17 protein-coding genes and 4 tRNA genes are annotated in these 21,432 nt (G+C 59.6%); 4 read left to right on the forward strand and 17 right to left on the reverse strand.

The features are described from left to right. Positions 1 to 3: 3 nt before the first annotated feature. From ACL9RJ_RS12165 to rluD, 13 genes are all read right to left on the reverse strand, one after another. Entirely contained in the window at positions 4 to 507 is a 504-nt protein-coding gene (locus tag ACL9RJ_RS12165) for an acyltransferase (RefSeq protein ID WP_017123487.1), read from the reverse strand. Continuing rightward, entirely contained in the window at positions 497 to 1,636 is a 1,140-nt protein-coding gene (locus tag ACL9RJ_RS12170; RefSeq protein ID WP_422765287.1) for a DegT/DnrJ/EryC1/StrS family aminotransferase, read from the reverse strand. The genes ACL9RJ_RS12165 and ACL9RJ_RS12170 overlap by 11 nt, the downstream gene beginning before the upstream one ends. Before the next feature lie 156 nt (positions 1,637 to 1,792). Continuing rightward, complete coding sequence (locus ACL9RJ_RS12175) at positions 1,793 to 2,884, reverse strand: DegT/DnrJ/EryC1/StrS family aminotransferase (protein WP_017123485.1); 1,092 nt, start codon at positions 2,882 to 2,884, stop codon at positions 1,793 to 1,795. After that, positions 2,881 to 3,465, reverse strand: coding sequence for a UDP-2-acetamido-3-amino-2,3-dideoxy-D-glucuronate N-acetyltransferase (gene wbpD / locus ACL9RJ_RS12180; protein ID WP_017123484.1), 585 nt, complete (start codon positions 3,463 to 3,465; stop codon positions 2,881 to 2,883). Before wbpD ends, ACL9RJ_RS12175 begins: the two co-directional genes overlap by 4 nt. A 7-nt stretch (positions 3,466 to 3,472) precedes the next feature. Further along, entirely contained in the window at positions 3,473 to 4,423 is a 951-nt protein-coding gene (gene wbpB, locus ACL9RJ_RS12185; RefSeq protein ID WP_017123483.1) for a UDP-N-acetyl-2-amino-2-deoxy-D-glucuronate oxidase, read from the reverse strand. 17 nt (positions 4,424 to 4,440) lie between these two features. Beyond that, positions 4,441 to 5,754, reverse strand: a complete 1,314-nt coding sequence (wbpA, locus tag ACL9RJ_RS12190) for a UDP-N-acetyl-D-glucosamine 6-dehydrogenase (protein WP_017123482.1) — start codon at positions 5,752 to 5,754, stop codon at positions 4,441 to 4,443. A 527-nt stretch (positions 5,755 to 6,281) separates the two neighbouring features. After that, positions 6,282 to 6,358, reverse strand: a tRNA-Pro gene (locus ACL9RJ_RS12195). Between the two features lie 108 nt (positions 6,359 to 6,466). Then, positions 6,467 to 6,542 (reverse strand) — tRNA-Lys (locus tag ACL9RJ_RS12200). 5 nt (positions 6,543 to 6,547) lie between these two features. Beyond that, positions 6,548 to 6,624: transfer RNA gene (locus ACL9RJ_RS12205), tRNA-Pro, on the reverse strand. Between the two features lie 9 nt (positions 6,625 to 6,633). Then, a tRNA-Asn gene (locus ACL9RJ_RS12210) sits at positions 6,634 to 6,709 on the reverse strand. Positions 6,710 to 7,094: 385 nt separating this feature from the next. Further along, positions 7,095 to 9,659, reverse strand: coding sequence for an ATP-dependent chaperone ClpB (gene clpB, locus ACL9RJ_RS12215; RefSeq protein ID WP_042934230.1), 2,565 nt, complete (start codon positions 9,657 to 9,659; stop codon positions 7,095 to 7,097). Positions 9,660 to 9,789: 130 nt separating this feature from the next. Continuing rightward, positions 9,790 to 10,515 carry a peptidoglycan editing factor PgeF gene (gene pgeF, locus ACL9RJ_RS12220; protein WP_177116425.1) on the reverse strand — a complete coding sequence of 242 codons (726 nt, stop codon included), beginning with the start codon at positions 10,513 to 10,515 and terminating at the stop codon, positions 9,790 to 9,792. Beyond that, positions 10,512 to 11,474: a 23S rRNA pseudouridine(1911/1915/1917) synthase RluD gene (gene rluD, locus ACL9RJ_RS12225; RefSeq protein ID WP_042934227.1), complete on the reverse strand. Its 963-nt coding sequence runs from the start codon at positions 11,472 to 11,474 to the stop codon at positions 10,512 to 10,514. The genes pgeF and rluD overlap by 4 nt, the downstream gene beginning before the upstream one ends. A 150-nt stretch (positions 11,475 to 11,624) precedes the next feature. Here rluD and ACL9RJ_RS12230 point away from each other — a divergent pair, with 150 nt between their 5' ends. The 4 genes from ACL9RJ_RS12230 to ACL9RJ_RS12245 all read left to right on the forward strand — a co-directional run bounded on the left by ACL9RJ_RS12230 (position 11,625) and on the right by ACL9RJ_RS12245 (position 15,993). After that, on the forward strand, positions 11,625 to 12,641 hold the full coding sequence (locus ACL9RJ_RS12230) for an outer membrane protein assembly factor BamD (RefSeq protein ID WP_017123477.1): 1,017 nt from the start codon (positions 11,625 to 11,627) through the stop codon (positions 12,639 to 12,641). Positions 12,642 to 12,834: 193 nt separating this feature from the next. Continuing rightward, a complete protein-coding gene (locus ACL9RJ_RS12235; protein WP_017123476.1) occupies positions 12,835 to 13,068 on the forward strand; it encodes a PP0621 family protein in 234 nt (77 codons plus the stop codon). After that, on the forward strand, positions 13,058 to 14,647 hold the full coding sequence (locus ACL9RJ_RS12240) for a sensor histidine kinase (RefSeq protein ID WP_017123475.1): 1,590 nt from the start codon (positions 13,058 to 13,060) through the stop codon (positions 14,645 to 14,647). Before ACL9RJ_RS12235 ends, ACL9RJ_RS12240 begins: the two co-directional genes overlap by 11 nt. A gap of 2 nt (positions 14,648 to 14,649) precedes the next feature. Then, positions 14,650 to 15,993 carry a sigma-54-dependent transcriptional regulator gene (locus ACL9RJ_RS12245; protein WP_017123474.1) on the forward strand — a complete coding sequence of 448 codons (1,344 nt, stop codon included), beginning with the start codon at positions 14,650 to 14,652 and terminating at the stop codon, positions 15,991 to 15,993. Positions 15,994 to 16,260: 267 nt separating this feature from the next. Here the strand turns inward: ACL9RJ_RS12245 and thiO are convergent, their stop codons facing one another. The 4 genes from thiO to ACL9RJ_RS12265 are packed head-to-tail and all read right to left on the reverse strand — an operon-like array spanning position 16,261 to position 21,423. Then, positions 16,261 to 17,361, reverse strand: coding sequence for a glycine oxidase ThiO (thiO, locus tag ACL9RJ_RS12250; RefSeq protein ID WP_017123473.1), 1,101 nt, complete (start codon positions 17,359 to 17,361; stop codon positions 16,261 to 16,263). 47 nt (positions 17,362 to 17,408) lie between these two features. Next, a complete protein-coding gene (locus tag ACL9RJ_RS12255; RefSeq protein ID WP_017123472.1) occupies positions 17,409 to 17,822 on the reverse strand; it encodes a type IV pilin protein in 414 nt (137 codons plus the stop codon). 12 nt (positions 17,823 to 17,834) lie between these two features. After that, a complete protein-coding gene (locus tag ACL9RJ_RS12260) occupies positions 17,835 to 20,972 on the reverse strand; it encodes a pilus assembly protein (RefSeq protein WP_042934226.1) in 3,138 nt (1,045 codons plus the stop codon). Further along, positions 20,959 to 21,423, reverse strand: a complete 465-nt coding sequence (locus ACL9RJ_RS12265) for a pilus assembly PilX family protein (protein WP_370590950.1) — start codon at positions 21,421 to 21,423, stop codon at positions 20,959 to 20,961. Before ACL9RJ_RS12265 ends, ACL9RJ_RS12260 begins: the two co-directional genes overlap by 14 nt. Positions 21,424 to 21,432: the final 9 nt, after the last annotated feature.

The raw sequence follows: 21,432 nt of genomic DNA on the forward strand, positions 1-21,432 counted from the left end.
ATCTCAAACTTCTCCGGAAACGCGATTGCCTTCTTTGTCGATCTTGGCGACCGCGCGAGCGGGATTACCCATGACCAAGGTGTAGGGTGGAATATCCTTGGTAACAACACTACCAGCTGCGACCATGGCGTACTCACCGATGGTGACACCGCAGACAATAGTCGCGTTGGCGCCGATGCTGGCACCATTTTGTACAAAGGTAGGAGTGATGGACCAGTCGGTATTGAAAGCGCGTGGCACTTTGTCGTTGGTGAAACAAGCGTTGGGACCAACGAAAACATCATCACCGATCTCAACACCACAATAGACCGAAACGCTGTTTTGGATCTTGCAACGATTTCCTATCTTTACGGCGTGATCGACATAAACGTCCTTGGACAGAATGCAGCTCTCGCCTATCACTACTTCCTCACGGATCTGGACATTGATCCAGACCTTGGTGCCTTTACCAATGCTGGCCTTGTCCGAGACGTTCGCCGTCGGATGGATGTAGACATCATTTGCCACGGGAACCTCCGGACAGCGCTGTACCAACCACAGACACTACGCTCTGCAACTCTTCGCCAGTCATGTAAGGGAACAGTGGCAGATTGAGTACAGAAGCGCACAGTTGCTCACCGACTTTGCCACCGAAGTGCCCCTTGATATAAGCAGCAGCTCCCGGCTGACCAGACATGACACCTGGGTAGATATTCGCAAAGCCGATCTGCGCAGTCTTGAGGGCGGACTCCAATGCGTTCTTGGTATCCACATCACGCACCAGGCAGACGTTGCAGTAACCATTCTCTTTGTAAGACGCAGGAGCGGACATCAACTCGATGCCTGTCGAAGACAGCGCGTCTTTGTAGAACGCAACCGATTCGCGACGCGATGCAATACGTTGCTCGATATGATCGAGGGAAAGGTTGAGGAAAGCCGCCTGCAACGAGTCCAGGCGCGAGTTCCAGCCCACGTCGCCATAACCATAATGAGCGGTACGCCCATGATTGCCGAGACGCCGAACCTTGTCGGCCAGGGCCGCGTCATCAGTAAACACCGCGCCGCCGTCACCAGCCCCCCCCAACACCTTGGCAGGATAGAATGATGTAGTGGAAATGAGCGCGCCCTTGCAGATCGGCTCGCCACGGAACTCGGCGCCATACGACTGGGCGCCATCCTCGATCAGGGCCACGGAGTGTTTCTTGCACAGATCACGCAAATCCTGCAGGCGAGCACTGCCCCAACCATACAGGTGAGCGATGATAGCGGCCTTGGGTGACGCCTCGCGAATAGCCTGCTCGAATGCCGCAAAGCTGACCCCGCCATCGGTGATGTCGGCATCAATCGTGATGGGCCTGGCACCTACGTTGACGACCGCTTCGAAGGTTGCCCAAAAGGTCACGTTCGGAACCAGCACCACATCCCCTTCGCCGACACCTACTGCGCGCAGGGCCAGCTGAAGGGCGTCGGTGCCATTTGCACAGCTCACGGCATGGGCCACCTGCAGTTCCGCTTGTAACCGTGACTCAAGGGCAACAACTTCGGCACCGCCAATGAACTGTGCGTTGATCGTCATTGCATGGAACTTTTCCATCAATGCCGCGTGGAAACCAGGCTCCAAGCGCTTGAGATCAATGAAGGGAACGTTAATTTTCAATCTCCTTGACTGAGATAACCTTAAAAAATGACCGCCACTTTATCAGTAACCCGAGTCAATCTCATAACTAGTGTTCGACCCCTCCAGGATCACCTGACAGCACTATCAACCTACCCAATAGAAGCGAGCCGCAACCAAATGCCAGCGCCTTGCGACTCATGCGCTCTGACTTTCGCTCAAGGCATGAACAATGGACAGCAGCGATGAATCATCAATATACGGATGCATCGGCAAGCTCATCACTCTGGAGGCGGCAGCATCACCTATGGGCAGCTCGGCTATTTCGTCCCTGACTGCCGGCTGACGATTGAGAGGAATCGGATAATGCACGGCGGTAGGCACACCGAGCGCCTTGAGGTGCTCCTGAACCCGATCGCGCGCGCTCACCTGCACTGTAAACTGGGCCCAGGCACTGATATTGCCAGCCTCAATGTAGGGCGCGGCAATGCCGGCCTCATCGAGCAGGATGCTGTAGCGCTCGGCGATCCGCTGACGCAGCATCAACTCTTCGTCAAAGATTTCCAGCTTGGGCAACAGAATGGCGGCCTGAAGCGTATCCAGGCGGCTGTTCACCCCTACACGCACGTGGTGATAACGGCGATCCTGGCCATGCCGGGCGATCTGCCGCATGACAACAGCCAGTTGCTCATCATTGGTAAATATCGCCCCACCATCACCGTAGCAACCCAGCGGCTTGCTCGGGAAAAAACTGGTACAGGCAATCGTTGTCAGATTGCAGGAACGACGCCCCTTGTAGGTTGCACCAAAGCTCTGCGCCGCATCCTCGATCACTGGAATGCCATATTTGGCAGCGATAGCATTGATCGCATCAAAATCCGCACATTGCCCATACAGGGAAACCGGAATGATGGCTTTGGTACGCGGCGTTATCGCCGCTTCCAGCAAAAGCGGGTCAAGGTTGTAGGTGCGCGGATCGACATCAACATATATTGGCTTGGCCCCCAGCAGGGCAACAGTTTCCGCGGTAGCGATATAGGTGAAACCCGGTGTGATCACTTCATCACCCGGCCCTATGCCCAGAGCCATTTGGGCGATCTGCAAGGCATCGGTACCATTGGCGCAGGTGATGCAGTACTTGGCTCCGACAAAAGCGGCGAGCCGCTCCTCCAGTTCCGCCACTTCCGGCCCGAGGATGTATTGCCCATGGGCCAGGACACGCTGGATGCCAGCATCGATCCTGTCCTTGATTCTGGCCTGCTGTATCTTGAGGTCAATAAACTCGATCACTGCCCGGACTCCTTGACAAGCGTTTTCCCGCTCAACACATAACGCGCACCACTGTGCTCGCAGACAGCGATCCCATTGCCTTCCAGGGGTAAGTCCAACTGTTCGCCAAACTCACTCATCCAGCCGATCTGCCGAGCCGGCACCCCCACCATCAAGGCGTAGGCCGGCACGGACTTGTTGATCACGGCCCCGGCGCCGACAAAAGCATATTCACCAATAGTGACACCACACACGATGGTGCAGTTGGCCCCCAGGGTGACCCCCTTCCTGACCAGGGTATCGCGGTACTCGCTCTTGCGTTCGATCAACGAGCGCGGGTTATAGACATTGGTAAACACCATGCTCGGCCCACAGAACACACCTTCTTCCAGGGTCACGTTGTCGTAGACCGAAACGTTGTTCTGGATCTTGCAGTTATCTCCGATGACCACCTTGTTGCCCACGAAGACGTTCTGCCCAAGGGACACCCCCCTGCCGATACGCGCGCCACCGCAGACATGCACGAAGTGCCAAACCCGCGAACCATCGCCAATCTGCGCACCCTCATCGACAATGGCTGAAGGATGAACCTGATAATTCATGCCCGCCTCAGCGATTCAAGATTGCAAGGAAAGGGTGGCCCTCTCCGTTCTGCGGCGCAACGATGGCAGACGAGCGAATGGTGTTCACCGTCTCCACGCAGTGACGCGCGTCTTCAATACCATAACCACGACCGGCAAGAATTTCCCGGTAGCTGGTGGTATGCAGGTCGGTAAAGCCCTCGGAGAACTCCATCTCCTCACCATCGACCGTGATGGATCGATACGTTGATTTCTGCCCCTTGACCGAGTCCGGCAAATCCTGGGCATCGATCGACAGGAACCAGCGCACACGCGCTTTTTCGTACTCCAGGTAGCCCGCAGCCTTGTAGTCATTGGCGAAGTGCACAACGTTACGCTGCAGTTTGCCGAAGATGAAATGCAGCATGTCGTAGAAGTGCACACCGATGTTGGTTGCGACCCCATAGGACTTGCGCGGATCGCCCTTCCAGCTCTCCATGTACCACTTGCCGCGCGAGGTGATGTAGGTAAGTTCCACATCGTATTTGCCGTCGCGGGCCTCTCCCGCCACCTTCTCCTTGAGATCGAGAATGGCCTGGTGATGACGCAGTTGCAGGATGTTGTACACACGCTTGCCTGTCTCGCGCTCGACCAGGGCAAGCTCATCCAGTATTTCAGGAGTGGGTACCAGCGGCTTCTCGCAAATCACATCGCAGCCAAGGCGCAAGCCGGCTGCAATATGCGCATGGTGCAGATAGTTTGGCGAACAGATCGACACGTAGTCCAAGGCAGTACCCGGATTACGCTTGAGCTGCCAGGCGTGCTCGATGAAACGCTCGAACTCGGTAAAGAACTCGCTCTGTGGCGACAGGCTGTCAATGATCCCCACGGAATCATTGATGTCATAGGCCGACACCAACTCGTTGGCCGTGTCTTTGATTGCGCGCATGTGCCTTGGAGCGATGTAACCGGCGGCGCCGATAAGGGCGAAACGTTTCAAGAGGAACACTCCAGCAATCAGGCTTTGATGATATGAGCTTCAGGGACACGGTACTTGCCGCGACTATCGATCACCAGGCGTGCATGCTGGCGAATCAGCTCATAGTCGAATTTATCGTGATCAGTGGCCAGGACAACGGCATCGAAACTGGCAAGGTTTTCAACTGTCAGCGCTTCACTGGACAGGTCGAAGTGGTGCTCACGCATCTTGGGGAAAACCGGGACATGTGGATCGCTATAAGCCACCACACACCCCTTGGCCTCAAGCAGTTCCATGATTTCAACGGAAGGCGACTCGCGCATATCGTCCACGTTTTTCTTGTAGGCAATACCGAGTACCAGCACCTTGCTGCCCTTAAGGGCCTTGCTGCTGTTGTTGAGACCATCCATCAGTTTACCGACCACATACTCGGGCATGGCCTGGTTGACCTCGCCGGAGAGCTCGATGAAGCGCGTGTGCAAGCCGTACTCACGAGCCTTCCAGGTCAGGTAAAACGGATCAATCGGGATGCAATGCCCACCCAGGCCCGGGCCAGGGTAATACGGAGTGAAGCCGAAAGGCTTGGTAGCAGCCGCGTCGACCACCTCAAAGATATCGATCCCCATTCGATCGGCGACCACTTTCATCTCGTTGACCAGGCCGATATTCACCGCACGGTGGATATTTTCAAGCAGCTTGGTCATCTCCGCGGCCTTGGTGGAACTGACGGAGACCACGCGATCAATCGCCTGCTCGTACAAGGCAACCCCCACCTCCAGGCAGGCTGGGGTATGTCCACCGATCACCTTGGGAATGGTGCGAGTCTCAAAGTCCGGATTGCCTGGATCTTCACGCTCGGGCGAATAGACCAGGAAAATGTTCTCACCGACTTTCAACCCGCCTTCCTCGACGCGCGGAAGCAGCTCTTCTTCCGTAGTCCCCGGATAAGTGGTGCTTTCCAGAGAGACGACCTGCCCCTCGCGCAAATAGGGTTTTATGGCTTCGGTGGTGTTGATCACGAAGCTCATGTCCGGTTCACGGTACTTGTTCAGAGGGGTTGGCACACACAGAATCAATGCATCACATTCGCTGGCCCGCTGAAAATCAGTGGTGGCCTCGAAACCGCTTTGACGAGCAGCGTGTATTTTTTCCGCGGGAATATGCTCGATATAGCTTTGCCCAGCATTCAGGCGAGAGACCTTGGCTTCATCGATATCGATGCCCAGCACACGAAACCCGATAGCGTTGTAACGCAACATCAGCGGCAGACCGACATAACCTAGCCCGACGATACCAATTAGAGCTTCTCTGCTTTTGAACTTGCCAACACTCGCGTGCTTGATGCCCGACATCAGGTAAAACTCCCATTCAACTCTTGAACGATTCAAACTTCAACTAACCGGGGTTCATCACCTGTTGCTGATGTTTTCCTTCGCATATCCGTCCTGCATTTTCCTGGCCACGCTCACGCCGTGCCTGCCACACATCGCATCAACCCCCCGGAGGCCATTTCTGCATACAAACGACAAACCAACAAGCTCATCCTGGCAGCCCCGATACGAATAGCCGTCTGCACTGAAAACGCCAGCCTGCGGGCCATGGCACCATGGCGGCCCAGGATGACACCCCTTAAGGCCCATAATCAAAAAACTAAATTATGCCATTTATCTGCCCGCATGGCTTTAAGGTAATTGCCGGCCCAACCACTCGATGAGAACCGCAGACTGAAGCGCAGCCCTCCGCCCTTCAACACCCGAGGCTCTACAAGGACCAGAACAAAAGGCAGCATGAGCGCGGCGAGAATCCCCCTCCCCCCGGCCCATTCCTTGAATTCGACCGCAAAAAAAAAGCACCCTTGCGGGTGCTTTTTTTCTGAATATGGTCGGGGTAAGGGGATTCGAACTCCTGACATCCTGCTCCCAAAGCAGGCGCGCTACCGGACTGCGCTATACCCCGGTAAAAAAAAGGCACCTTTTAGTTTTGAAATTAAAAGGCGCCTTCTTCGATCAGCGCTTTTGGCCTCTGATCTTAAGATTCGATTCCAGCGCTAACTGGTTTCAAAAATGGTGGGTCGTGTGGGATTCGAACCTACGACCAATTGGTTAAAAGCCAACTGCTCTACCAACTGAGCTAACGACCCAAAAATGGTCGGGGTAAGGGGATTCGAACTCCTGACATCCTGCTCCCAAAGCAGGCGCGCTACCGGACTGCGCTATACCCCGGTTTGAAATTGGCTCCGTGACCAGGACTCGAACCTGGGACCCAATGATTAACAGTCATTTGCTCTACCGACTGAGCTATCACGGAACTACATATTTCAAGTTACAACTCTTACATCCAACGCTCACTCCCATCGCTGGAAGCTTACTCTTCGACTCGTTCGCATCGCTGCGTTCGCGTGTCTGAGGCGCGCTATTCTACAACCTTAAACCACCCTGTCAACCCCCTAAATTGCTTTCAAGACAATGATTTGCAATCTTTTTTCAGGAATTCCCCTGGGGAGGGAAATCCGGGGTGACCGTACTGCGGGGCGCACTTTACAAGCCTTTTTCTTTGAGTTCAACGCCCTACCGAAAAAAAGCTTTCCGAAATCCTGTGGGAGCCCGCTTGCCGGCGATAGGGCCTATGAGCCCTGCATCGTCCTTGCGCACGCCATCGCCGGCAAGCCAGTTCCTACAAGTGATCGCGGACCTCAGGCAAAGACGATCTCATCGTTTTCCACCGTGCCCGTAACGCTCGCCCCGGGGACAAAGCGCCCCGACAGGATCAACTGTGCCAACGGGTTCTCGATCCAGCGCTGGATGGCCCGCTTGAGCGGCCGCGCACCATAGACCGGGTCGTAACCGACGGCGATCAGCTTGTCCATGGCCTCGGCGCTCAACTCCAGCTTCAGCTCGCGCTCGGCCAGGCGTCCACGCAGGCGGCCCAACTGGATCTCGGTGATACCGGCGATCTGATCCCGCGCCAACGGCTCGAAGATCACCACTTCGTCGACCCGGTTGATGAACTCCGGCCGGAAATGACTACCCAGCGCATCCATCACCGCTGCCCGCTGCGCCTCACGATCGCCCACCAGCTCCTGGATCTGTACCGAGCCCAGGTTGGAAGTCATCACGATGACCGTGTTGCGGAAATCCACGGTACGACCATGGCTGTCCGTCAGGCGACCGTCTTCCAGCACCTGCAGCAAAATGTTGAACACATCGGGATGGGCCTTCTCGACCTCGTCCAGCAGGATGACGGAGTAAGGCTTGCGGCGTACCGCCTCGGTCAGGTAACCGCCCTCTTCATAGCCCACATAGCCCGGTGGCGCACCGATCAGGCGAGCCACGGAGTGTTTCTCCATGAACTCGGACATATCGATCCGCACCATCGCCTCTTCGGTGTCGAACAGGAATTCGGCCAGGGCTTTGCACAGCTCGGTCTTGCCCACGCCGGTCGGGCCGAGGAACATGAACGAGCCGCTCGGCCGGTTCGGGTCGGACAACCCGGCACGGGAACGCCGTACCGCATTGGCGACAGCCACTACCGCTTCCTCCTGACCGATAACGCGCTGGTGCAGCAGGCTTTCCATCTTCAGCAGCTTGTCGCGCTCGCCTTCGAGCATCTTCGACACCGGAATACCGGTCCACTTGGAAACGACCTCGGCAATTTCTTCCTCGGTCACCTTGCTGCGCAGCAACTGGTTTTCGCTCTGGCCATGCTGGTCGACCATCTGCAGGCTGCGCTCGAGGTCCGGGATCACCCCGTACTGAAGTTCGGCCATGCGATTGAGGTCACCCTTGCGGCGGGCGGCTTCCAACTCCTGGCGCGACTGCTCGATTTTCTGCTGGATCTGCGCAGAACCCTGCACTTCGGCTTTTTCCGAAGTCCAGATTTCTTCCAGGTCGGCGTACTCGCGCTCCAGACGGACAATTTCTTCCTGGAGTTTTTCCAGGCGCTTGATCGCCGCCTCATCGTCTTCCTTCTTCAGCGCCTGGGATTCGACCTTGAGCTGAATCAGGCGACGCTCCAGGCGGTCCAGCACTTCCGGCTTGGAATCGATTTCCATGCGGATGCGGCTGGCGGCCTCATCGATCAGGTCGATGGCCTTGTCCGGCAACTGGCGATCGGTGATGTAGCGATGACTGAGCTTGGCCGCGGCAATGATTGCGCCATCGGTGATCGCCACCTTGTGGTGAACCTCATAGCGTTCCTTCAGGCCGCGCAGGATGGCAATGGTGTCTTCCTCGCTCGGCTCGTCCACCAGGACCTTCTGGAAGCGCCGCTCGAGGGCCGCGTCCTTCTCTATATACTGGCGATACTCGTTGAGCGTGGTCGCCCCGACGCAGTGCAGCTCGCCGCGGGCCAGCGCCGGCTTGAGCATGTTGCCTGCATCCATCGAGCCTTCGCCCTTGCCGGCGCCGACCATGGTGTGCAATTCGTCGATGAACAGAATGATCTGCCCTTCCTGCTTCGACAGCTCATTGAGCAGCGACTTCAGGCGCTCTTCGAACTCGCCCCGGTACTTCGCCCCGGCAATCAGCGCCCCCATGTCCAGCGACAGCAGGCGCTTGCCCTTCAGGCCGTCGGGCACTTCGCCATTGATGATGCGCTGGGCCAGGCCTTCGGCGATCGCGGTCTTGCCCACGCCGGGCTCGCCGATCAACACCGGGTTGTTCTTGGTCCGCCGTTGCAGCACCTGGATCGTGCGACGGATTTCGTCGTCACGACCGATCACCGGATCGAGCTTGCCCTCTTCGGCACGCTTGGTCAGGTCGACGGTGTACTTGTCCAGGGCCTGGCGCGACTCCTCGACGTTGGCGTCATTGACTGCCGCGCCACCGCGCAGGTTGGTGATCGCGTTCTCCAGGGCCTTCTTGCTGACGCCCTGACCCAGCAGTAACTTGCCAAGCTTGCTGTTCTCGTCCATGGCGGCGAGCAGCACCAGTTCGCTGGAGATGAATTGATCGCCCTTCTGCTGGGCCAGCCGGTCAGCCTGGTTCAACAGCCGCGCGAGATCCTGCGACATGTTCACGTCGCCGGTGGGATTCTGGATTTTCGGCAACTGGTCGAGCTCCTTGCTCAACTCCTTGCGCAGGCTGTTGACCTCGAAGCCTACCTGCATCAGCAGGGGTTTGATCGAACCACCCTGCTGCTCCAGCAACGCCTGCATCAAGTGAGCGGGCTCGATGGCCGGATGATCGAGGCCTACGGCCAGGGACTGGGCATCGGACAATGCCAACTGCAATTTGCTGGTCAATCGGTCTATACGCATTTTTCACCTTCCTTTTGAGCAGGCCGGAGCGATGGACACACCTGAATGAAGAAACCTGCCAGATGTCCCTATAGATGCGGTCGATTCTGGGAGTTTCAAGCGTCGGACAATTGACGCAGATCAGGAGAGTCTAGCCTTCGAGCCAGATCAGGGAAGCAAAACGACCGGTGCGCGGGCTGCGCCGATAGGAATAGAAGCGCGGATCGGAAACCGTGCAGAAGCCACCGCCATGGACTGCCGTGATCCCCCGTGCCGCCAGACGCAGGCGGGCCAGGGCATAGATGTCCGCCATGAAGCGCCCGGCGTTGCGGCTGGGAACAAAGGCATCGCTGGCTTGGGGATGGCCCGAGACAAAGGCTTCGCGGACCTCGGCCCCCACTTCGAAGGCCTCTGGGCCGATGGCCGGGCCAAGCCAGACCAGAATCTCCGAGGCGGGCACGTCGAGGCTATCGGCGGTCGCTTCCAGCACTCCCGCCGCCAGGCCGCGCCAACCGGCATGGGCCGCCGCCACACGGGTACCGGCACGATCACAGAACAGGGCCGGCAGACAATCAGCGGTCATCGCCGTGCAGGCAACCCCTGGTGTCGCAGTCCAGCTGCCATCGGCCTCGGCGGTCACCGCCGGATCGGCCTCGACCACCACCACCCCATGCACCTGGCGCAACCAGGCCGGACGGATATCGAAGGCGCTATTGAGACGTCGACGGTTTTCCGCGACCGCCAGCGGATCATCGTCGACATGATCGCCGAGATTCAGGCTATCGAACGGTGCCAGGCTGACACCGCCCGCCCGGGTAGTGACACAGGACCTGACCCTTGCCGGCGCAGGCCAGTCGGGAATCAGGAAGTCACTCACCCGATGAACGCCTCGCGATCCTGCTTGAGCAGCGACAGCAACCAGACGAAGTCATCCGGCAGTGGCGATTCCCAGCTCATGCGCTGACCGGTCGTCGGATGGTCCAGTTCCAGGAAGCGTGCGTGCAAGGCCTGGCGCGGGAAGTTCTTCAACGACTCGACCATGGTCATGCTTGCGGCCGGCGGGATGCGGAAACGTCCGCCGTAGGCCGGATCACCGACCAACGGGAAGTTGATGTGAGCCATATGCACACGGATCTGGTGCGTACGCCCGGTTTCCAGCTTCACCCGGACATGGGTATGGGAGCGGAAACGCTCGAGCACGCGATAGTGACTCACCGCCTGCTTGCCGCCTTCCATCACCGCCATGCGCTGACGCTGCTGGCCGTGCCGACCGATCGGTGCGTTGATCTTGCCACCCGCCGTCACCACACCGATCACGATGCACTCATAGATGCGGCTGACGCTGCGACTCTGCAATTGCGTGACGAGCTGCGTCTGCGCCTGAATGGTCTTGGCCACGACCATCAGGCCGGTGGTGTCCTTGTCCAGGCGATGCACGATGCCCGCGCGCGGCACATTGATGATATCCGGCACGTGGTGCAGCAAGGCATTGAGCAGGGTGCCATCGGCATGCCCGGCAGCCGGGTGCACCACCAGGCCCGCGGGCTTGTTGATGACCAGGATATCGTCGTCTTCATAGACGATATCGAGCTCGATGTCCTGGGCGATCCATTCGCCCTGGGCCTCCTGCTCGGCGGTCAGCTCGAGGATGGCGCCGCCATGGACGATGTCTCGCGGGCGGATGACCGCTCCATCCACAGTCAGGCGGCCGTCTTTGATCCAGGCGGAAAGGCGCGAGCGCGAGTGCTCGGCGAATAGTTGTGCGGCGACTTGATCGAGGCGTTGGCCGCCCAGTTCGGACGGCACCTCTGCGCGAAGTTCAATTTTATCGGACATGCTCGGACTAGGCGTCGGCACAGCCTTTGGTTTCGGCTGCGCGCTTGTGGTTAAATACGGCGTCTTTTGCCCCGAGGCTTTCAACGGGGCACTCATCATAACAGGACGGCCCCGCCCAAGACAGCGGCCGTCATAGGGACGCAAGCCGCCATGCAAGTGAAACACCTGCTGCTGATCGCCATCCTCGCACTGACCGCTGCTTGCTCATCGAAGGAAGTCGTTGACGAAAACCTGAGCGAAGTCGAGCTGTACCAGCAGGCGCAGGCCGACCTGGACAACCACAGCTATACCAGCGCCACCGCCAAGCTCAAGGCCCTGGAGTCGCGCTATCCGTTCGGCCGCTACGCCGACCAGGCCCAGCTCGAACTGATCTACGCCAACTACAAGAACGCCGAGCCGGAAGCGGCCAAGTCTGCGGCAGAGCGTTTTATCCGCCTGCACCCGCAGCACCCGAACGTGGATTATGCCTACTACCTCAAGGGCCTGACCTCTTTCGACCAGGACGTGGGCCTGCTGGCGCGCTTCCTGCCGCTGGACATGACCAAGCGTGACCCGGGTGCCGCCCGCGACTCCTACAACGAGTTCGCCCAGCTCACCAGCCGCTACCCGAACAGCCGCTACGCGCCGGACGCCAAGCAGCGCATGATCTACCTGCGCAACCTGCTGGCGTCCTACGAGATCCACGTGGCCGACTACTACCTGACCCGCCAGGCCTACGTCGCCGCGGCCAACCGCGGTCGCTACGTGGTGGAGAACTTCCAGGAAACCCCTTCGGTCGGTGACGGCCTGGCGGTGATGGTCGAGTCCTACCAGCGCCTGCACCTGGATGAACTGGCTGCCAGCAGCCTGGAAGTCCTGAAGGCCAACTACCCGAATCACCCGAGCCTGGTCGACGGCCAGTTCGTGCCACGCGTCGCCGAGGCGGACAACCGCTCCTGGCTGAGCAAGGCCACCCTGGGCCTGATCGAATCCCGTCCGCCGCTGCCACCGGGAGAAACCCGCGCCAACCAGGACGTGCTGAAACAGTTCCAGGATGCCAAGGATGCGATCCCGTCAGACCTGAAGCCGACTGAAGGCGATGCCGTTGAAGAAGAACAGCATGAAGCCGAGGGCAGCAACAGCAACCGTTCGTGGTTCAGCTACATGACCTTCGGTGTGTTCGACTGAGTCGTGGGAGCCGGCTTGCTGGCGATAGCGGTGTGACATTCACCGCTATCCTCGCGCAAACATCGACATCTGTTCAAAAGAGAGCCCTTATGGGCTCTTTTTTTTATCTTTGGCCCGGCCCGCGGTAATTGCTCTGTGCGCCCGTCATGAGCTTGGCTAAACTGCCGGATCACTCGCCGAATAGCTGGTCGCCATGGTTCGTTTACTGTTCTGGATTGCTCTGATCGCTGCCGCCATATGGTTCTGGCGCAAATTCAAACGGGCCGAAACCGCCGCCCGCCCCTCCGACGAGCTGAATGCCCCGCCCATGGTGCGTTGCGCGCACTGCGGCGTGCACCTGCCCCGCGACCGCGCCCTGAGCCAGCAACAGCAGTGGTATTGCAGCCAGGCCCATCTCGAGCAAGGCCCGGGCGCTCGTGACCGCTGAGACCCTCAGTCTCGAAGGCTCCCAGGCACAACGCCTGCTGCGGCTCTATCACCTGTATCGCCTGAGCATCGGCGTGGCCCTGGTCCTGCTGATTTCCAGCAAGATGGACGACAAGTTGCTGGAGCTGGCCGACGGCGAGCTGTTTCGCACAGGCAGCTGGATCTACCTGATCCTGAATATCCTGGTAGTGGTGCTGCTGGAAAACCCCAAGCGCCAGGCCCAGGTCTTCAGCCTGGCGCTGGCCGACGCCATCATGCTCTCCGGCCTGTTCTATGCCGCCGGCGGCACACCCAGCGGGATCGGCAACCTGCTGATCGCCTCGGTGGCGATCAGCAACGTGCTGCTGCGTGGCCGTATCGGCCTGTTGATTGCCGCCGTATCGGCCATCGGCATTATCTACCTGACCTTCTACCTGAGCTTCAGCCGCCCGGCAGCCGCCAACTACTACGTACAGGCCGGGCTGCTCGGTGCCCTGTGCTTTGCCGCGGCGCTGCTCGTCCAGGGCCTGACCCGCCTGCTGATCGTGAGCGATACCCTGGCCGAACAGCGCGCCAGTGACGTGACCAACCTCGAAGCGCTCAATGCACTGATACTGCAACGCATGCGCACCGGCATCCTGGTACTCGATGCCGAGTACCGCGCCCAACTGGCCAACCCCAGCGTCCTCGCACTGCTGGGCCAGACCGATGTCATCGGGCAATCGATCGAAAGCTGCTCGCCAGAGCTGATCGCCCGCCTGCGCCTGTGGCAAAGCAATCCCACGTTGCGCCCGCAAAGCCTGAAAATCGCCGGTGGCAGCGCCGTGCTGCAGCCCGCGTTCATCGCACTGCAGCGTGGTGAGCAACAGCAAACGCTGGTTTTCCTCGAGGACCTGTCGCAGATCGCCCAACAGGCCCAGCAACTCAAGCTCGCAGCCCTGGGCCGCCTGACCGCCGGTATCGCCCACGAAATCCGCAACCCCCTGGGTGCCGTCAGCCACGCCGCCCAGCTGCTGCAGGAGTCGGAGGAACTGCAAGGTCCTGACCGGCGTCTCACGCAAATAATCCAGGATCAGTCCAAGCGCATGAATCTGGTGATCGAGAATGTACTCCAGCTGTCCCGTCGGCGACCCGCCGAACCGCAGTTGCTCGACCTGGGCACCTGGCTGGAGACCTTTGTCAGCGAATGGCGCGAACGGGCCCGACCGAACCAGCAACTCCACCTGGAGATCGGCAGTGCCTGGCTGCAAACCCGCGCCGACCCGCTACAGTTGACACAGGTATTGAACAACCTGCTGGAAAACGGCCTGCGCTACAGTGCCCAGTTGCATGATCAGGCCGAGGTCTGGCTGAAGCTGTCGCTGGAACAGAAGAATGAACTGCCGACCCTGGAAGTACTGGATAATGGCCCCGGCGTCGCCCCCGAACAGCTGCAGCACCTGTTCGAGCCGTTCTTCACCACCGAAAGCCAGGGCACGGGCCTGGGCCTGTACCTGTCCCGCGAGTTATGCGAAAGCAACCAGGCCCGCCTGGACTACTCCAGGCGCCAAGGCGGCAGTTGCTTTCGCATCACCTTCGCTCACGCACGCAAACAGAGTTGAACATGAGCCCACGGCAAAAGATCCTGATCGTCGATGATGAGCCGGATATCCGCGAACTCCTGGAAATCACTCTGGGCCGGATGAAACTCGATACCCAGAGCGCCCGCAACGTCGGCGAAGCCCGGGAAAAACTGGCCCGGGACAGCTTCGACCTGTGCCTGACCGACATGCGCCTGCCGGACGGTACGGGGCTGGAACTGGTCCAGCACATCCAGCAGCGCCACCCCCAGGTGCCCGTGGCGATGATCACCGCCTACGGCAGCCTGGACACCGCAATCAACGCCCTCAAGTCCGGCGCCTTCGACTTCCTGACCAAGCCGGTGGACCTCGCCCGCCTGCGGGAGTTGGTCGCCAGTGCCTTGCGCCTGCCGCTGGCCGGTGAAAAACCGCCGCCCATCGATAACCGTCTGCTGGGCGATTCGTTGCCGATGCGCGCCCTGCGCAAGCAGATCGACAAGCTGGCCCGCAGTCAGGCGCCGGTGTATATCAGTGGCGAATCAGGCAGCGGCAAGGAACTGGTGGCACACCTGATCCACGAGCAAGGGCCCCGCGCCGAGCGCCCGTTCGTGCCGGTCAACTGCGGGGCGATTCCTTCGGAGCTGATGGAAAGCGAGTTTTTCGGCCATCGCAAAGGCAGCTTCAGCGGTGCCGTCGAAGACAAGCCCGGATTGTTCCAGGCCGCCAACGGCGGCACCCTGTTTCTCGATGAGGTCGCCGACCTGCCCCTGGCCATGCAGGTCAAGCTGCTGCGGGCGATCCAGGAGAAGGCCGTGCGCAGTGTCGGCGGTCAGCAGGAGGAAGTGGTGGATGTGCGGATCCTGTGCGCCACCCACAAGGACCTGAACGGCGAAGTCAGCGCCGGACGCTTTCGCCAGGACCTGTATTACCGGCTGAACGTCATCGAGCTGCGGGTGCCCTCGCTGCGCGAACGCCGCGACGATATCGAGCCACTGGCGACCAATGTGCTCAAGCGCCTGGCCTCGGGCAGCGGGCAACCTGCCGCCAGGTTGCATCCCCATGCCCTGGATACCCTCAAGGGTTATCGCTTTCCCGGTAACGTGCGCGAACTGGAGAATATGCTCGAACGAGCCTACACCCTGTGCGAAAACGAGCAGATCGAAGCCAGCGACCTGCGACTGGCGCAAGCCGAGGGCAATAACGCCGAGCCCGGGGAGCCGAGCCTAGCGCAGATCGATAACCTGGAAGACTACCTGGAAAGCATCGAGCGCAAGCTGATCCTCCAGGCCCTGGAGGAAACCCGCTGGAACCGCACCGCGGCGGCCCAGCGACTGAACCTGTCATTCCGCTCGATGCGATATCGCCTCAAGAAACTGGGGCTGGATTAAACGCTCATTGATTGACACAGCCCCTGCGGGAGCCGGCTTGCCGGCGATGGCGGCCGCAAGATCAATGCAGTTCCCACCGGCCTCATCGCTGGCAAGCCAGGCTCCTACATTGTTTGTGCTCGGACACGGACTCCACGCCCAGCCCGAATCCCGTGGGAGCCGGCTTGCCGGCGATGGCGGCCGCAAGATCGATGCAGCTCCCACTGGCTTTATCGCTGGCAAGCCAGGCTCCTACAGGGTTGGGTTTCCAGGATCACCGGGGAAGCTTCAGAGCCGGCCCTCGGGCGCATAAGGTGCCGGGTCGATGATCGGTTCGTGTCCCAGCAACAGATCGGCAAACAGCTGGCAGGACGCTGGCGCCAGCACCAGGCCGTTGCGGTAGTGCCCGCAGTTGAGCCAGAGCCCGTCAAAACCGGGGACCCGACCAATGAACGGGATGCCCGCCGGCGAGCCGGGGCGCAATCCCGCCCAGTGGGCAACGGGCTCGACGCCCGCCAGCGCCGGGATCAGCTCCACCGCCGATGCCTTGAGGCTTTCCAGGGCAGACAGGGTCGGCGTCTTGTCGAACCCCTCGTGCTCCAGGGTGCTGCCGATCAGGATATGGCCGTCGCGTCGCGGGATAGCATAACGCCCTTTGGCGAGGATCATGCTGGGCAGAAAATCCGCCGCGCACTTGTACAGAATCATCTGGCCCTTGACCGGCTCGACCGGCAGCTCCAGGCCCAGCTTCTTCAACAGTTCACCACTCCAGGCACCGGCAGCCAGCACCACCTGGTCGGCCCGAATGCCACCTGTGGCAGTCTGCACGCCGACCACCTTCCCGCCCTCGCGGATAAAGTCGCTGACTTCGCACTGTTCGTGAAGGGTGACATTGGGCAATGCCTGCAAGGCCGCCTTGAGTGATTTCACCAGACGCGGATTGCGCACATTGGCGACATTGGCCATGTAGATCGCCCGGGAGTAGCCCCCGCCCATGACGGGCACGGCGTCATGGACCGCCGAGATATCCACAGGACTCAACGGGCGCTGCTCGCGTTCGGCCCAGGCCAGGGCCTCGGCCTCGTCATCCAAGTCGAGCCAGTAGAGCCCGGTGGTGTGCACCTCGGGATCCACACCGGTGCTGGCGAAAAGTCGCTCACCCAGTTGTGGATAAAAATCCTGGGACCAGTGGGCCAGGGCCGTGACGGCCGAACTGTAGCGCCATGGGTACAACGGCGAGACGATCCCGCCGCCGGCCCAGGAGGACTCCTGGCCCAGGCCGGAACGATCAAGCAGGGTTACCCGGGCGACCTGCCCGGCCAGGTTGAATGCGGTCAAAAGGCCAATCACACCGCCGCCGACAATGACTACGTGTTGCTGGGTACTCATTTATTGATCCAGACAGAAAAGAAACCGACACAACATCCCTGACAGATTCAGCGACCCCAGCAATCCTTGAGGCTCATGCCCGCTCCGGAGTTGGTTCGAGCGTTGGTGTTGCTCAATGTATAGGTACCACAGGCATCATTGGCCATCATCGAACCCGGTATCGGGGTTGCCGTCAAGGTGAACCCCGTCGCGGCAAGGTTCGAGGCAATCGTGTAGTACGTGTTACCGCCACTCACCGTCGCCCCGGCGTAGGTAGCCACCGGGTTGGCCGCGGTGGCGCTGCGCGAGTAGAAACGCTCCAGCGCCTGCGCCTGCTCGTAGAGCAATTCGGCAATTTCGTAGCGATGAGTGCGCTGCACGTAGGCGGTGTAGTTTGGATAGGCGATAGCGGCAAGAATCCCGACAACCGCCACGGCAATCATCAACTCGATCAGGGTGAAACCTTTACTGGCTCTACGCATTGATTCCCTCACTCACTGTAATTGTCGCCACATGATGCGTCGGTTGTTCACGCCACCCAGTTCGATCGGCGAGCCTTGCGGCCCTGTAATGATCTGGGACCCATCAGGATTGCTGACCAGGCCACCGATGTTCGGCACGCCACCACTGTAGTTGATACCACTGAATATCTGGTCGCTGGCATTGACTCGCCGATCGTTGTTGGAGTCCAGCACCGGGTACGTCAGCATGGCCCCGGTCACCGCATCGACATCCATCAGTCGGCCCGATCCCGAGCTCGAACACGGGTCGCTGGTGTCAACGATGGCCGTCGTGAAGATCAATCGACCAAAGGTCAGGAGCGCCGGGTAAATGACCCGCTCCCCGGTCAGGGTGTTGTTGAGAACCAGGGAGAAGTAGAACCCTTTCTTGGTCGTGTAATCGACCGAATTCTGACTGGAGGTGAAAAACGACGTTCCCGTCGCGGGAGCATTGATCGTCTGGGCCACCAGATTGCTCTCGGTATAGCTGGCGCTGGTCCCGTCATTATCCAGGACGGCGTAGAACGCCTGGCGTGCCGTGGTGGTCTTGTCCGCCGTTTCACTGAGTTTGCCGGTACCGAAATAGACCAGCTTGCCTTGCCCGGGCAGGTTGCCGACGACCGGTTGCGCGGTAATCGGCTGGGCCGAACCACCCGAAGCGGTGAACAGCGGTGCGCCACCAAATGCCACCCCCCAGTTCGAAGGTGTGGAGTCGGTCAGGTTGAACTTCCACATCTGCCCTTTCAGATCGCCGCCGTACGCATACTGCACGACACTTTGAGCATTGACTCGCAGCTTCACCGAGCTGAGGCCGTTGTTCCCGGTGTTGTCGGCGGTGATCTTGGTGATCAGCGAACCGTCGCGCATGTCCACCACATACAACGCCGCCACACCGGAGGTACTGCCGTAGCCGTTGCCGATGAACGCCGCCCAGCGACCATCGGCCAGGCGTGCGACTTCCGGCTTGGCATAGGCATAACCCAGGTCATTGAAGACGTTGAGCGTATTGGCGACATCCGGCGCCTTGATTTCCCACAGGGCGCTGATGGTGTTGGAGGTCGACGCCCCGTAGAGCCGGATCGCAAAGAACGCCTTGCCACCGGCACCGACACCGCCTACCGCGACAGTGTTCCAAGTGCTGTTGAGCTTGGCATCGGCCACGGTGATCTGGCCATCGTTGAGGAACTTGTGGCTGGTACCATTGATGTAGTTCGGATCGGCGACATAGTGCAGGTTGTTGATCACACTCGACGGCATGTAGGCATAAAGGCGGTTGCCAACCACCGGGTCGATGACGTTGAAGAATCCATCGTTGGCGTTGACCACCAGGCGAGCCGTCATCCCGGTACTCTTGCCGTCCAGGTAGGTGGTGTAAGTGGTGTCGCCAAGACTGTCCGATGCCGTGCGATCGGTCGGCGACGCATAAACCAGTCGCGAGTTGACGACGTCCCCCAGGTACACGCTGCGGGTTTTCAGACCGGTCCTGTTGGTGCCCTTGCTCCACTCCACCAGATCGTTGCCGGTAACGCCCAGGGGCAGGCTCAATCCCAGGGCGACCTGCTGAAGCGGGGCGAAGTTGCCATAGGCGAGAGTGATAGCCGCGCTGGTCAGGGTATTCCAAGACTGAAAAGTTGGAGTGGCCGTGCCGCTGGGAGAGATGGTCGTGTCGCTCGTCCAGTTGGCCGTGGAACTGAGCGATCCGTCGGTATTGAACGCAAAGGCCCGGATGGTGCCGCGCCAATCTGTGGGGTCGTACTGCGAGGTATAGAACAAGGTATTGGCGCGCAGGCTCGATGAACTCGCTGCGCCACCACCGCCGGATCCCGCCTTGGAGGTGATGTCATTGAGTGCCGCCGACAGCGCCGCGTTCAACCCCGCACTGTCGGTCGCCTGATAGTAGTTACCGTGTCCATACCGCGCGGTATCGGCCAACATCTGGTTGTCAGCCGTAAACCCCACGGAGTAGGTAAACATATTCTGTTTCGGGAAGTCCGCAGCGTCCCAACTCTTGCCGGCAGCATCGTTACCCGCGGAGCGCATGTCGATGTCATAGGCGAACTTGGCGATATCGTCCAGATAGAGCGTGTCGCCTTCGCCGTCGCCACTCAGGTTGTCGCCGTCATTATTGATCCCGTCCCAGTTCGGCAGGTTGCTGCCGCCCAGAGGGTCGTTGCTCGGGAACGTGCGGTCATAGGTCGGCAGGCCATCCGTGATCACCACCCCGTAGTTCTTCTGACAGCGGTACTGGATCGGGCTGGTATAGGTACTCGGTGTCGAGTTGTAGTACGGCGCCATCCCACGGAAATAGCGAGTGATCTCGTAATACGTTTCAGCCAGTGGCGTGTTGGCAACCGCCGACAGACCACCGATAGAGGAAATCAGCGCGTTGTAGTTGGTGTCCGCCTGGGCTTGGGTGGTCGACCCGCTCACCGGCGACAGATCGCTGATCCCCCGGGCGATATTACCGCCCGGACCATTATCACCGCTGCGAGGCGAATTGAAGGTCGCCAACCCGATACGCAGGTTGCGGTTGCTGGTGACCAGTGACGAGGACACGTTACGTGCGACGTTGATCCGATAGTCATTGGGGATCGTACTGTCGGTGGAGTAGTCCTTTTTGACCAGCCCGGCGGTGATCATCCTGGCGATGAGATAAGCCACATACCGGTTGGAAATCCGGGTATTGCCACCACCGACGGGATCGGGGAACTTGATGCAGTAAAGAACATTGGTAGGCGCATTGTTACTGACACTGGTAGCGATTCTGAAACCATCGTAGCCACTGCTGCAGCCACCCTGGTTGAAATCACTGATGAACTGATTCTCATTGTTCATATCGAGTGCGACCAGGCCATTGATGTTGGTACTGCAACTGGTATTCGAAGCGCAGTTGTAGACCTGGGGCGTCGTCGTCGCCTGATTGAAGTCCGCCGTACGAATCAGGTTGTTCATACTCCCCGAGTTATCCACCAGCAGCATCACGTTCGGTGTCACCGAACCGGCGCTCAACAAGGGCGAGTCAGAGGGCGTGAAGGCATAGGCCGGAGCACTGAGGTAGAGCCCGAGAAGACCACCGCCTATCAGTTTGGCGAGTCGCGAAAGCACGCTGCCCGACCGCTTACTTCTTGACATAGATGCTCTCCAGCACGGTGCGCGACGCACCCTGATTACCCACGCCGGTAATCCTGTAGGTGGTCCAGGAAAGACTGTCTTCCATGCCCGCCTGGTTCACATTGACCGGGTCCTTGGTGGTGCCCAGCTTCTGGATGCCATAAAAACCATTGGTGACCGCCACCCAGGTGACTCCCGAAGTGGCATTGGCGCCCGCGGTCAGCGCCACGGCATTGTTGGTCGCCTCGGCGGGCGGTGCACAGCGCGTGGTGCTTGAGCAAACCGCCAAATCGTATGTCGACGCCTGCACAATGCTTTCCCCCACACGTAGCGCGCTCTCGGCAAACTGGAACGACTCGTTGCGCACCTTGACGCTGCCGGACATCTTTTCCTGCAGGTTGGCGTTCTGCATCGACGAAATACCGATCAGCGTCAGCAACAGCAAAAACACCAGGCTGACCAGCAATGCCATGCCGCGCTG

The organism is Pseudomonas sp. Mn2068, from assembly GCF_049319725.1.
Taxonomy (GTDB): Bacteria; Pseudomonadota; Gammaproteobacteria; order Pseudomonadales; family Pseudomonadaceae; genus Aquipseudomonas; species Aquipseudomonas gingeri.